Origin of the sequence: Roseovarius sp. (assembly GCF_040223625.1) — a bacterium.
GTDB lineage: Bacteria > Pseudomonadota > Alphaproteobacteria > Rhodobacterales > Rhodobacteraceae > Roseovarius.
The window spans coordinates 67,018-78,759 of record NZ_JAVKFX010000050.1 but is presented as its reverse complement, the minus strand read 5'-3'; the positions used below and the strand labels follow the sequence as shown (position 1 = coordinate 78,759).

The 11,742-nt window shown below is 66.4% G+C and carries 12 protein-coding genes and 3 tRNA genes; 5 read left to right on the top strand and 10 right to left on the bottom strand.

Annotated features, from left to right (window positions below):
* Window positions 1–3: 3 nt before the first annotated feature.
* Window positions 4–1,143: a pyridoxal phosphate-dependent aminotransferase gene (locus tag RLN94_RS16000; protein ID WP_350080123.1), complete on the bottom strand. Its 1,140-nt coding sequence runs from the start codon at window positions 1,141–1,143 to the stop codon at window positions 4–6.
* Window positions 1,144–1,313: 170 nt separating this feature from the next.
* On the opposite strand from RLN94_RS16000, the gene RLN94_RS15995 reads away from it, so the two are divergent.
* Window positions 1,314–2,066: a DsbA family protein gene (locus RLN94_RS15995; protein WP_350080121.1), complete on the top strand. Its 753-nt coding sequence runs from the start codon at window positions 1,314–1,316 to the stop codon at window positions 2,064–2,066.
* A 257-nt stretch (window positions 2,067–2,323) separates the two neighbouring features.
* On the opposite strand, the gene ispG is transcribed toward RLN94_RS15995, so the two are convergent.
* From ispG to hemA, 3 genes are all read right to left on the bottom strand, one after another.
* The gene (gene ispG, locus RLN94_RS15990; protein ID WP_350080119.1) at window positions 2,324–3,454 is read right to left on the bottom strand and encodes a flavodoxin-dependent (E)-4-hydroxy-3-methylbut-2-enyl-diphosphate synthase; all 1,131 of its coding nucleotides are present in this window, start codon (window positions 3,452–3,454) and stop codon (window positions 2,324–2,326) included.
* A gap of 83 nt (window positions 3,455–3,537) precedes the next feature.
* Complete coding sequence (locus RLN94_RS15985; RefSeq protein ID WP_350080117.1) at window positions 3,538–4,743, bottom strand: RodZ domain-containing protein; 1,206 nt, start codon at window positions 4,741–4,743, stop codon at window positions 3,538–3,540.
* Between the two features lie 229 nt (window positions 4,744–4,972).
* The gene (gene hemA / locus RLN94_RS15980; RefSeq protein ID WP_350080115.1) at window positions 4,973–6,196 is read right to left on the bottom strand and encodes a 5-aminolevulinate synthase; all 1,224 of its coding nucleotides are present in this window, start codon (window positions 6,194–6,196) and stop codon (window positions 4,973–4,975) included.
* A gap of 243 nt (window positions 6,197–6,439) precedes the next feature.
* Between hemA and RLN94_RS15975 the strand changes: the two genes are divergently transcribed.
* Both RLN94_RS15975 and RLN94_RS15970 read left to right on the top strand, forming a co-directional pair.
* Window positions 6,440–7,819 (top strand): dipeptidase, encoded by a 1,380-nt coding sequence (locus tag RLN94_RS15975; protein ID WP_350169248.1) that lies wholly within the window; start codon window positions 6,440–6,442, stop codon window positions 7,817–7,819.
* Window positions 7,820–7,925: 106 nt separating this feature from the next.
* Window positions 7,926–8,816, top strand: coding sequence for an alpha/beta fold hydrolase (locus RLN94_RS15970; protein WP_350080111.1), 891 nt, complete (start codon window positions 7,926–7,928; stop codon window positions 8,814–8,816).
* Between the two features lie 29 nt (window positions 8,817–8,845).
* Here the strand turns inward: RLN94_RS15970 and RLN94_RS15965 are convergent.
* The 3 genes from RLN94_RS15965 to RLN94_RS15955 form a co-directional block, all read right to left on the bottom strand.
* A tRNA-Asp gene (locus RLN94_RS15965) sits at window positions 8,846–8,922 on the bottom strand.
* Between the two features lie 116 nt (window positions 8,923–9,038).
* Window positions 9,039–9,239 carry a hypothetical protein gene (locus tag RLN94_RS15960; protein ID WP_350080109.1) on the bottom strand — a complete coding sequence of 67 codons (201 nt, stop codon included), beginning with the start codon at window positions 9,237–9,239 and terminating at the stop codon, window positions 9,039–9,041.
* A gap of 276 nt (window positions 9,240–9,515) precedes the next feature.
* Window positions 9,516–9,591: transfer RNA gene (locus RLN94_RS15955), tRNA-Val, on the bottom strand.
* 54 nt (window positions 9,592–9,645) lie between these two features.
* Between RLN94_RS15955 and RLN94_RS15950 the strand changes: the two genes are divergently transcribed.
* Window positions 9,646–10,146, top strand: a complete 501-nt coding sequence (locus RLN94_RS15950; RefSeq protein WP_350080107.1) for a MaoC family dehydratase — start codon at window positions 9,646–9,648, stop codon at window positions 10,144–10,146.
* An 11-nt stretch (window positions 10,147–10,157) separates the two neighbouring features.
* Here RLN94_RS15950 and RLN94_RS15945 read toward each other — a convergent pair whose 3' ends face one another.
* From RLN94_RS15945 to RLN94_RS15935, 3 genes are all read right to left on the bottom strand, one after another.
* Complete coding sequence (locus RLN94_RS15945) at window positions 10,158–10,724, bottom strand: histidine phosphatase family protein (RefSeq protein ID WP_350080105.1); 567 nt, start codon at window positions 10,722–10,724, stop codon at window positions 10,158–10,160.
* Window positions 10,725–10,753: 29 nt separating this feature from the next.
* Window positions 10,754–10,828, bottom strand: a tRNA-Val gene (locus RLN94_RS15940).
* A gap of 19 nt (window positions 10,829–10,847) precedes the next feature.
* Window positions 10,848–11,348 (bottom strand): HU family DNA-binding protein, encoded by a 501-nt coding sequence (locus tag RLN94_RS15935; RefSeq protein ID WP_350080103.1) that lies wholly within the window; start codon window positions 11,346–11,348, stop codon window positions 10,848–10,850.
* Between the two features lie 126 nt (window positions 11,349–11,474).
* On the opposite strand from RLN94_RS15935, the gene RLN94_RS15930 reads away from it, so the two are divergent.
* Window positions 11,475–11,666, top strand: a complete 192-nt coding sequence (locus tag RLN94_RS15930; protein WP_350080101.1) for a hypothetical protein — start codon at window positions 11,475–11,477, stop codon at window positions 11,664–11,666.
* The last annotated feature ends 76 nt before the right edge of the window (window positions 11,667–11,742 follow it).

Sequence of the window (11,742 nt, the reverse complement as noted above, 5' to 3'; positions counted from 1 at the left end):
ATTTCAGCGCCCCATGAACGCCTTCAACCGCCTCAGCCCCTCGGCGATATCCGCCGTGCTCCGCGCATAGGAGAACCGCAGCGTCCCGCCGCCCCGCGCGGGATCGAAATCCAGCCCCGGCGTCACCGCCACGCCCGCCTTCTCGAGGATTTCCTGCGCGAAGGCCCGGCTATCCTCCGTCAGGTGGCTCACATCCGCATAGACATAGAAGGCGCCATCGGGCGGCGCGATCCGGTCGAACCCCGCCGCCGGCAGCCCGTCGAGCATCAACTGCCGGTTGGCGCGGTAGACATCCATGTTCGCCTCCAGCTCCTCGCGGCAATCCATCGCCGCCAGCGCCGCCACCTGGCTGGCATGGGGCGGGCAGATGAACAGGTTCTGCGCCAGCCGCTCCACGACCCGCACGTGGTCCTCCGGCACCACCATCCAGCCCACGCGCCAGCCGGTCATCGAGAAATACTTGGAAAACGAGTTGATCACGTAACATTCGTCACTGATCTCCAGCGCGGTAACGGCCTTCGACTCGTACTCGATCCCATGATAGATCTCGTCGCTGATAAAGCTCGCCCCCTGCGCCGCCGCCGCCTCCATCAGCGCGGCCATGTCCTCGCGCCCCAGCATGGTGCCGGTCGGGTTCGCCGGGCTCGCGACCATCAGCCCCGACAGGTCCAGCCCCTCCACGTCCGCCGCCACCGGCTGCAGCCGGTTGGCGTCGCGCGTCTCGATATCCACCGGTACGAGGTCCAGCGCACGCAGGATCTGCCGGTAGCTGGGATAGCCCGGCGCCCCGATCCCCACCCGCTGCCCGGTGTCGAACAACGCCGTGAACGCCAGGATGAACGCCCCCGACGAGCCGGAGGTCACGATCACCCGGTTCGGGTCGAGGTCCACCCCGTACCACTCGCCGTAAAGCCGCGCGATCCGCGCCCGCAGCGCCGGCAGCCCCAGCGCCACGGTATAGCCCATCGCGTCCTCGCCCATCGCCGTGGCCAGCGCCGCCCGCGCGCCCTCGGGCGCGGGCGTGCCCGGCTGGCCCACCTCCATGTGGATGATGTGCCGCCCGGCCTCTTCGGCCTTGCGGGCGGCTTCCATCACGTCCATCACGATAAAGGGATCGACGCCCGACCGGCTTGAGTTCCGCATGGATTTATCCCTAGACTGCGCCACGTATTCGAGCCTTGGGTTGCACCGGAAAGAGACGCGTCGTCAATGCATCATCTCCGATTTCCGGCCGGGGCCCTGCCGCCACCGGCCGCACCTACAAGAGCGAAATGACCAACCACCGATTGACCAGTAAGACGGAGACCCGCTTCATGACACGCCCCCTTCTGCCCGCGCTGGCCGCCATGGCCACGCTCGCCCTGCCCGCGCAGGCCTTCGACCTCGAGAACATGACCGATGCCGAGCGCGAGGCGTTCCGCACCGAGATCCGCGCCTACTTGCTGGAAAACCCGCAGGTGATCATGGAGGCCGTCGCCGTGCTGGAACAGCGCGAGACCGCGGCCCAGGCCGAATCCGACGTGCAGATGATCGAAGACCACGCCGAGGCGATCTTCAACGACGATCATTCCTGGGTCGGCGGCAACCCCGAGGGCGACCTGACGCTGGTCGAATTCATGGATTACCGCTGCGGCTACTGCCGCCGGGCGGCTCCGGAAGTCGACGACCTCGTCGAGTTCGACGGCAATATCCGCTTCGTTATCAAGGAGTTCCCCATCCTGGGCGAGCAATCCATGATGTCCTCGCGCTTCGCCATCGCCACCAAGCAGATCGCGGGCGACGAGGCCTACAAGGCCGCCCATGACGCGCTGATCAGCTTCTCGGGCGATATCGACGAGACCTCCCTCACCCGCATGGGCGAGACGCTGGGCCTCGACACCGAGGCCATCCTCGCCCACATGGACAGCCCCGACGTGACCGAGGTGATCGCCGAGAACCACCAGCTTGCCAAGTCGCTCGGCCTCTCCGGCACGCCCTCCTTCGTGATGGGCGACCAGATGCTGCGCGGCTACGTCCCGCGCGAGCAGATGGAAGAGATCGCCGCCGAGATCCGCGCCGACTCGTGAAGGTTATTGCGGGGGCACTCTTTCACCACGTCAGATCGAGTGCCACCCGCCCGGAACAAGGCCGAAGGCCGCCGGGCGAGCGGTCGTTCATTGAGGCGCCATTGGTTCAAGCCCAATGGACGACGCCGTCCCCACGGGCTGGCGCTTTTGCAGGCGTCGTGCCAGCCTTCGAGGGAAGACGTACTAGGCGGGCATAAAGCACGCCATTTCACAGGTCGCAGCGCCACCCCACGGGCAGCCGCCCGCCCGGCTCAGCGCTATTCCGCCGCCTGAGGCTCAGCCTCGCCCGCCTCGATCTCCGCCGCGCGCTTCTCGACCTCCTCGACGATATGGTCGATCATCTGGTCGTTCGACATCTTGTGGCTCGCCTTCCCCGCCAGGTACACCATCCCCGACCCGGCCCCGCCGCCGGTGAAGCCCACATCGGTCATCAGCGCCTCGCCCGGCCCGTTCACCACGCAGCCGATGATCGACAGGCTCATCGGCGTCTTGATATGCTCCAACCGCTCTTCCAGAACCTCGACCGTCTTGATCACGTCGAACCCCTGTCGCGCGCAGGACGGGCAGGAGATGATGTTCACCCCCCGATGCCGCAGCCCCAGAGATTTCAGGATTTCATACCCGACCTTCACCTCCTGCACCGGGTCGGCCGAGAGGCTGACGCGGATCGTGTCGCCGATCCCCATCCACAGCAGGTTGCCAAGACCGATGGCCGACTTGATCGTGCCGGACATCAGCCCCCCCGCCTCGGTGATCCCGAGATGGATCGGCGCATCCGTCTGGTCGGCCAGCATCTGGTAGGCGGTCGCGGCCATGAACACGTCCGACGCCTTGCAGCTGATCTTGAACTCGTGAAAATCGTTGTCCTGCAACACCTTGATATGGTCGAGACCCGACTCCACCATCGCGTCCGGCGTGGGCTCGCCATATTTCTCCAGCAAATGCCGCTCCAATGACCCGGCATTCACCCCGATCCGCATCGAACAGCCATGATCGCGCGCGGCCCTGATCACCTCGCGCACCCGGTCCTGCGACCCGATATTGCCCGGGTTGATCCGCAGACAGGCCGCGCCCGCCTCGGCGCTCTCGATCCCGCGCTTGTAGTGGAAATGGATGTCCGCCACGATCGGCACCGGGCTTTCCCGCACGATCTCCTTCAGCGCCTTCGAACTCTTCTCGTCCGGCACCGAGACCCGCACGATATCCGCGCCCGCCTCGGCCGCGGCCTGCACCTGCGCCACCGTGGCCTTCACGTCCCACGTGTCGGTATTGGTCATGGTCTGCACGCTGATCGGCGCGCCGCCCCCCACCGGCACGTTGCCCACCATGATCTGCCGGCTCTGCCGGCGGTGGATATTGCGCCACGGGCGGATTTCATTGAGCGACATCAGGTCGGCCCCGCTTGTTCGGATATTTCGTCAGGTGGAATCATAAGTACCCGAAAGCACGGTCGCAATGCGGGGTGGCCGGATTATTCCTGCGGCGTGACGTCCGACTGTTCGAGCTGGGCCACGTAGCGCGACAGGTCGCGATCCTGGCTCAGGTCGGCCACGTCATAGCGCTCGGTCAGCCCCTCGGCCGCCAGCGCAAGGTCCGACGTGACCGAGCCGTTCGGGCCAACCGGCCCGTAATGCTTGCCCGCCACCTCGAAATACACCGCACCGGACTCGCCCACCCGCAGGGTCGGCGGCTCTTCCGTCACCGGCACGCTGTAGGTGTCGCCGCCGTTCAGGATGCCCTCGTAGACCACGCTGCCATCGGCGGCGCGCACCCGCACCCATGCCGGCCGCACGGCCACCAGCCGCACGCCGGGCGGCGGGTCGGCCACGACCTTGGGCGTGTTGGCGCCGGGCGTGCTGGACCCGGGCGTGTTGGCCCCCGCCACGGGCACGGCGTCGCCAACGCCTTCCACGGCGCTGGCGATGGCGTTCTCGATGGCGTTGCGGTCCACCGGGTCCGACTGGCGGTCGGCCTCGGGCAGTTCCGCCATGAAGGTGCCCACGTCGGCCGGATCGAGCGTCGAGATCGGCGCATCGCGCGCCACCATCACCGGCACGTCAAGCGCCTCGGGGCGATAGGGCCGGTCCAGCCCCTCCTCGGCCACCGGCGGCAGGACCCCCGCGCTGCGCGTCGGGTCCTCGCTCTGGGCCGGGCTCTTCACCGCGGCGTCGAGCGGGTCGAGATCGGTCAGCACGTCGGGCGTGTTCTCGACCGGGGCGAACTGCACCCGCTGGATCTCGTTCAGGACGGCCCAGCCGCCATAGCCGATCCCGGCAATCAGCGCGACCAGCACCAGCGCCGAGCCGATGGCGCCCGGCTCGATCTGGCTGAACATGGTCTCGCGCGCCGGCAGGAACGGCGTCGACGGCGCGATCAGCGGGTCTTTCGGGGTGGCGTTGCGGCGCGGCTTCTCGTCCGCCTTGCGGATGCTCGAGGCACCGGCCGACATGCCATGCGCCACGGAAAACCCGCATTCGGCACAGAAATCGGCAAAGGCCGCATCCGGGTCCATGCCGAGATAGCGCGCATAGGAGCGCACGTATCCGGGAATGAATCCGGGGGTGTCGAAGGCATCGGGATCGGCATTCTCGATCGCGGCAATGTAAGAGGCGCGGATGCGGATCTCCCGCTCCACGTCCAGCAGCGATTTGCCCAGCGTCGCCCGTTCGCCGCGCATCTTGTCCCCGAGACGCACGTCGTAGGCGTCGAAACCCCTTGGTTTCTCCGCATTTACAAGAGGATCAGCCGTTTTGCTCCGGCGTATGGCCATGCAACCTGCCCCTTACAACCCATTGCCTGTTACCCGAACCGACGATTCGGAACCCGCTCTTTTTGTTTATAATAGGTTACCACAACGCAATATATATTGCACGTACCGCATCATCTTTCAGGGGGTGGATGCGGTATTACGCCGACAGTTCCGCCCGGTTGAGGGCACAATGGCTCCACAGCTCGTCCATCGCGCGGACGAGGTGGTCCATCTCGTCCGGCCCGTGCACCGGAGACGGCGTGAAGCGCAGACGCTCCGTGCCGCGCGGCACGGTGGGGAAGTTGATCGGCTGCACGTAGATGCCGTAGCCGTCCAGCAGCATGTCCGACAGCTTCTTCGTGTGCACCGGGTCGCCCACCATCACCGGCACGATATGGCTGCCGTGGTCGATCAGCGGCAGGCCCATGCCCTTCAGCCGCGTCTTCAGGATCTTCGCCCGCTCCTGGTGCAGGTCGCGCAGCGCCTGGTCCCGCTTGAGATGCGCGACCGAGGCCGCGGCGCCCGCCGCCACCGCCGGCGGCAGCGAGGTGGTAAAGATGAAGCCCGGCGCATAAGACCTGATGGCGTCACACATTTTCGCGCTGGCCGCGATATAGCCGCCCATCACGCCGAACGCCTTGGCCAGCGTCCCGTTGATGATGTCCAGCCGGTGCATCAGCCGGTCCCGCTCGGCCACGCCGGCGCCGCGGGGGCCGTACATGCCGACCGCGTGAACCTCGTCGATATAGGTCAGCGCGCCGAACTCGTCGGCGATGTCGCAGATCGCCTCGATCGGGCCGAAATCCCCGTCCATCGAATAGATGCTCTCGAAGGCGATCAGCTTCGGCGCGTCCGGATCGTCCGCCGCCAACAGCTCGCGCAGATGCTCGACATCATTGTGCCGGAAGATCCGCTTCGCCCCGCCATTGCGCCGCACCCCCTCGATCATCGAGGCATGGTTCAGCTCGTCGGAATAGATGATCAGCCCGGGAAACAGCTTCGGCAGGGTCGAAAGCGTGGCGTCGTTGGCGATATAGGCGCTGGTGAAGAGCAGCGCAGCTTCCTTGCCGTGCAGGTCGGCCAGCTCCGCCTCCAGCCGCTTGTGATAGATCGTGGTGCCGGAAATGTTGCGCGTGCCGCCGCTGCCGGCGCCGGTGGCGTCCACCGCCTCGTGCATCGCCTCGAGGACAACCGGATGCTGGCCCATGCCAAGGTAATCGTTGCCGCACCAGACGGTGATCGGCATCTCCGACCCGTCCGGCCGCCGCCACGTGGCATGCGGGAACTGGCCCTTCTTGCGCTCGATATCGATGAAGGTCCGATACCGGCCTTCCTCATGCAGGCGCCCGATCGCCTCGTCCAGCTTGGCCGTATAATCCACGTCGGATCCCCTCCTTGGCAGTCATCGTCCCCATCTGAATCCGGTCCGGGGCCGAGGTCGCGCGCCGCACGACATATTCAATATTCTGTATGCATGTCTTTAAGATGCATATAAGATGGCGCTTTACAGGACAACAGGTAACAAATCGTCACGCCCTCCCGCCTTGACCTATGTCAACCTGCTGGACAGCGCCCCGCGTCCTGTTACGGTCCCGCCGATATAGCAGATGATCCGGAGACTTCCATGCCGATTGACGCCGTTCTGACGCGCATTGACGACGAGATGCCCGCCGCCCTCGACCGCCTGATGGCGCTCCTGCGCATCCCCTCGATCTCGACCGACCCGGCCTACAAGGCTGACTGCCAGAGCGCGGCCGACTGGCTCGTCGCCGACCTGCAAAGCATTGGCATCGCGGCGGAAAAACGCGAAACCCCCGGCCACCCGATGGTGGTGGGCCACGTGGGCGACAGCGGCCCGCACCTGCTCTTCTACGGCCATTACGACGTGCAGCCCGTCGACCCGCTGGAGCTGTGGAAGACCGACCCCTTCGCGCCGGAAATCCAGGACACCGACAAGGGCCGCGTGATCCGCGGCCGCGGCGCCTCCGACGACAAGGGCCAGCTCATGACCTTCGTCGAGGCCTGCCGCGCCTGGCAGGCGGTCAACGGCACCCTGCCCTGCCGCATCACCTTCTTCTTCGAAGGCGAGGAGGAATCGGGCTCCCCCTCCCTCGTCCCCTTCCTCAAGGACAACGCCGAAGAGCTCTCCGCCGACATCGCCCTCGTCTGCGACACCTCCATGGTCTCGCCCGGCGTGCCCTCCATCGCCTCGCAGCTCCGCGGTATGCTGAAGGACGAGTTCACCCTCCACGGGCCCAGGATCGACCTGCACTCCGGCCATTACGGCGGCCCCGGCCTCAACCCGCTGAGGGAAATCGCCCGCATCATCGCCTCGTTCCACGACGACACCGGCCGCGTCGCCGTCAAGGGCTTCTACGACGGTGTCGAGGAGGTGCCCGACGAGCTCCTCCGCCAATGGGAAAACTGCGGCTTCGACGAGAAGACCTACCTCTCCTCCGTCGGCTACAGCCAGCCGCACGGCGAACAGGGCTATTCCACCCTCGTCCAGCAATGGGCCCGCCCGACGCTCGAGATCAACGGCCTCTGGGGCGGCTACCAGGGCGCGGGCTCGAAAACCGTCATCCCGGCCGAGGCGCATTGCAAGCTTACCTGCCGCCTCGTCGGCGACATGGACCCCGACCATGTCCGCCGCGCCTTGCGCAAGCATGTCGAAGACCGCCTGCCGGTCGATGCCACCGTCACCTGGGACAACGATCTCGACGGCTCCCCCGCCTCGGTCATGAACATCGACCGCCCCGAGTTCGAACAGGCCCGCCAGGCCCTGTCCGAGGAATGGAACCGCGGGGCCGTCTTCTCCGGCATGGGCGGCTCGATCCCGGTGACGCGCTTCTTCAAGGACATCCTCGGGCTTGATTCCATGCTCATCGGCTTCGCCCAGGACGACGACGCCATCCACTCGCCCAACGAGAAATACACCGTCGAGAGCTTCCACAAGGGCATCCGAAGCTGGGCCCGGGTGCTCGACAAGCTGGCGGGGTCGTAGGCGCGCACCAAGGTGGGTTTCACCCCACCCTACGCACGCCGTAGGGTGGGTGCCAACCCACCGCCCTGTAGGGTGGGTGAAACCCACCACCCCAAAGGCCCACCCCATGACCATCCCCGGCTTCACCGACCGCACCACCACCCTGGGCGGCACGCAGATCACCTGGTCCGAAGCCGGCGACGGCCCGCCGCTTCTCCTCCTCCATGGCTTCCCGCAGACCCGCGCGCTCTGGGCCCGTATTGCCCCGGAGCTGGCCCGAACCCACCGCGTCATCTGCCCCGACCTGCGCGGCTACGGCCAAAGCGGCAAACCCGCCGACGTGGCCCAATACAGCTTCCGCGAAATGGCTCGCGACCAGACCGACCTCATGCACCACCTCGGCCACGAAACCTTCGCCTTGGCCGGCCACGACCGCGGCGGCCGCGTGGCCCACCGTCTCGCCCTCGACGCCCCCCAAGCCGTCACCCGCCTCTGCGTGATGGACATCGTCCCCACCCACACCTTGCTCGAGCCTCTCAAACACGAGGTCGCACAAGCCTATTACCACTGGTTCTTCCTCGCCCAGCCCGAGCCCTTCCCGGAAACCCTGATCGGCCACGACCCCGACGCCTTCTACCACGCCTGCCTCCTCGGCTGGGGCGGCGCGCAACTCTCCGATTTCGACGCGGATCAACTGGCAGCCTACCGTGCCGCCTGGCGCGACCCCGACACCATCCGCGGCATGTGCAACGACTACCGCACCGCCCTATCGCATGATGTCCACGACGATGCGAAAGACCTCGACGCCCGCGTCACCTGCCCCACGCTGGTGCTCTACGGCGCGCAAGGGGCCATGGCCAAAGCCTTCGACGTACCGGCCACGTGGGAAGACAAATGCACCGACCTGCAGGCCCGGGCCATCCCCGGCGTCCATTTCTTCCCCGACACCAACCCGGCCGAGACCACAACCGCCCTCGCAACCTTCTTCAACGAAGGCGAGGCAGCCCGAAAGGGCTGACGAGCACAAGAATATCAAGGGAAGGAAAGTGGCGCGGTTGACGGGGCTCGAACCCGCGACCTCCGGCGTGACAGGCCGGCACTCTAACCAACTGAGCTACAACCGCCCGCTGCCCGTCCGGGGCGTGCCCCTGACGTGATGCGCTTCTTAAGCCCGTGGCCCGGCCCCGTCAAGCACCCGAAACACCGAATTCGCGGCTTTTCTTCCCCGCCGCGCCCCCGCTCACTCTCCGCGGCCCAGGGCCCGCATGATCTGGCCCAGCCGCCGCCGCTGCTCGGGGTCCTCGCAGGCGGTGTACCAATCCTCCAGCATGGCCAGCTCCTCCGGCCGCAGCGCCCCGTCCGGCTTGTCTTCAAGGCTTTCCCGGATGGCCGCCAGCGTTTCCGCCCATGACCCGCCAACCGGCGTCAGTCTCTTCCGCATCAAGTCTCCTCAATGTCGCAGCGACCCTCCCGGTAAACCGCCGGCCGCCTTCAAACTATCAATCGCGTGCAATGCCTCGCTCGACCCCCGGACCGTCCCGGAGATCCCCAATGGATGGCAGCATATACGAACGCAGTCTCGTTTGACCAGCGGGCCGTGCCTCCCCGCGCGATCGGTGCCCGGACCGGGGCGTTAACCCTCCGGTGATCTTAACCTGCGATAGGGCGAACGGGTTCCGCGCGAAACGCGGCGAAAAAGCAGAAAGAAAGGGGGAAATGGTGGGTCGTGAGAGACTCGAACTCCCGACATCTTCGGTGTAAACGAAGCGCTCTACCAACTGAGCTAACGACCCCGTGACGCGCCTCATACAAAGACCGGCGCGGGCGCGCAAGTGGCAAGGTGGCGATTGACAGCCGCGCCGCCGCACGCCTTCATGGCGGCCATGAGCTTCGACCCCGCAGCACACTGGACACACACGCCCCGCCCCTTCGCCGCGTTCCGCGTGGGCGAGGTCTTCCGCGCCCCCTCCCGCACCATGACCGAGGGCGTCTTCGCCGCGTTCCAGGCGGCCTCCGGCGACAACCACCCGATCCATTACGACCGCGCCTACCTCGCGCGCCGCGACCACCCCGAACTCTACGCCCACGGCTACCAGACGCTCATCCAGGCCGCCATCGGCGCCTCCCCCCTCGCCCACGAGATGGGCGACGCCCTCATCGGTTTCCTCGAGCAATCCAGCCGCTTCCTCGCCCCCGTCTATTGCGGCGACACGCTCTACCCGACCTTCGAGATCACCTCCCTCACTCCCGGCAAGACCACCGGCGTGATGGAGCTCGCCATCACCATCCCCAACCAGGACGGCACGCTCGTGGTCGAGGGGATGCAGAAATACCTGCTCACGCTCTGAGGCCCACGGCCCTACGGCGCCTCAAGCACAGTTTCTTCCCCGTTTTCAAGCAGATACACGCAACCCTGAAGGTTGCTCAGCCGGTCCATGCCCTGCACGTCCAGCCCACAGGCCTGCCCCCGCAGCACCTTGCCCAGAAGCCCGTGCGACACCACCACGCTGGGGCCCTCCAGATCGGCCAGGAAGGACGCCACCCGCGCCTGAAGCGCCTCCAGCCCCTCGCCGCCCGGCGCCCCGGCATAAAGGAAGAGGTCACCCTCGCCCGTCGCCACCTCGGCCCGCAGCCGGCCTTCCCAGTCGCCCGTGGCAATCTCCGAAAGCCGCGGATCGGTCACGAAATCCCGCCCCGCCAGCGCGATCCGCGCCGTCTCCTGCGCGCGGCCCAGCGGCGAGGCGTAACACCCGCCCGCCCCCTCGGCCACCTGCTCCAATATATCCGGCAATATCCGCGCCTGCCGCGCCGCTTGGCTCCGGCCAAGCGCCGTCAGGGCCGAATCCTTGTGCCCCTGAAGCCGCCCTTCAAGGTTCCATTCGGTCTGGCCATGGCGCAGAAACCAGATCGGGGGAAGCTCCGCCATCGTGCAACCCGCTGCAAATCAAGGGAAAATGGTGGGTGATAAGAGATTCGAACTCCTGACATCTTCGATGTGAACGAAGCGCTCTACCACTGAGCTAATCACCCGCCGCCGCGTCTCTTAGCGCTACTCCACGGTCTCTGCAACCGTCTCGTTCGAATTATCGTCATCCGCGCGGTCTTCCGGGTCAAGCGCCGGCCCCGCGCTCTTGCTCTGGCGGATGCGGGCCACGGTGATGCGAGCGTTGGCGGTGTCCTTGGTGCGCTGCTGCTTGATCTTGCCGAAGGGCTGCAGGTTGACCTCGCGGCCCTCGGCGATCGCCTCGCCCAGCACGTCGATCATCGCCTCGATCACCGGCTTGGCGAATTTCTTGCGCACGCCCGAGCGCCTGACCACCTCGTCGATCAGCTCACGCTTCTTCAGCTCGGCGCCGCCGCTATCGGCCACGCTTTCGGCCGCGCTCTCGCCCGCCACCTCCGCCCTGGCCGCCGCCGCGGCCGCCGCCGAGGCGCTGCCCGGCGCCAGCTTGGTCGCCGCCCGTGCCGGCTTGGTCGAGGTGGATTTTTTCGTCGTGGAAGCCCTGGTGGAAGACCCGGACTTGCCCGATCCGGCCGTTCTCGCTGCCATGGTGTGCCTCTTTTGCTTCAATTATGCGGGAAGCCTACCGATTCTCCTGTCTTTTGACTACCTGCAAGTTGACGTGTGGTAGGTTCGCTTTTTTAATCGGTCTAGATGTAGTATTGGGGGAATACCGTGAAAAAGACTTTGGCCGCCGCCGCAATTGCGTCCCTGCTGGTCGCAGGAACCGCCCACGCGGGCTCGCTTTCCGATCCTGTCGTCACACCCGACGTGGTCATGGTCGACGCCGTCGACAACTCCTCGAATGTCGAGGGCCTGATCGCGGCCGTGGCGGTGATCGCCATCATCCTCGGCCCGTCTCTCTGACACTGGCCTTCTGACGCGGGGCGCTCTGACCCCGGCCATCTGACCCCGGCCCTCTGACACGGGAGGCCGCCCTTCG

What these genes read in the sequence shown, in the direction of transcription:
- RLN94_RS16000 (WP_350080123.1), bottom strand. Translation starts at nt 1,143, where the DNA reads ATGCGGAACTCAAGCCGGTCGGGCGTCGATCCCTTTATCGTGATGGAC.
- RLN94_RS15995 (WP_350080121.1), top strand. Translation starts at nt 1,314, where the DNA reads ATGACACGCCCCCTTCTGCCCGCGCTGGCCGCCATGGCCACGCTCGCC.
- ispG (WP_350080119.1), bottom strand. Translation starts at nt 3,454, where the DNA reads ATGTCGCTCAATGAAATCCGCCCGTGGCGCAATATCCACCGCCGGCAG.
- RLN94_RS15985 (WP_350080117.1), bottom strand. Translation starts at nt 4,743, where the DNA reads ATGCGCGGCGAACGGGCGACGCTGGGCAAATCGCTGCTGGACGTGGAG.
- RLN94_RS15975 (WP_350169248.1), top strand. Translation starts at nt 6,440, where the DNA reads ATGCCGATTGACGCCGTTCTGACGCGCATTGACGACGAGATGCCCGCC.
- RLN94_RS15970 (WP_350080111.1), top strand. Translation starts at nt 7,926, where the DNA reads ATGACCATCCCCGGCTTCACCGACCGCACCACCACCCTGGGCGGCACG.
- RLN94_RS15960 (WP_350080109.1), bottom strand. Translation starts at nt 9,239, where the DNA reads ATGCGGAAGAGACTGACGCCGGTTGGCGGGTCATGGGCGGAAACGCTG.
- RLN94_RS15945 (WP_350080105.1), bottom strand. Translation starts at nt 10,724, where the DNA reads ATGGCGGAGCTTCCCCCGATCTGGTTTCTGCGCCATGGCCAGACCGAA.
- RLN94_RS15935 (WP_350080103.1), bottom strand. Translation starts at nt 11,348, where the DNA reads ATGGCAGCGAGAACGGCCGGATCGGGCAAGTCCGGGTCTTCCACCAGG.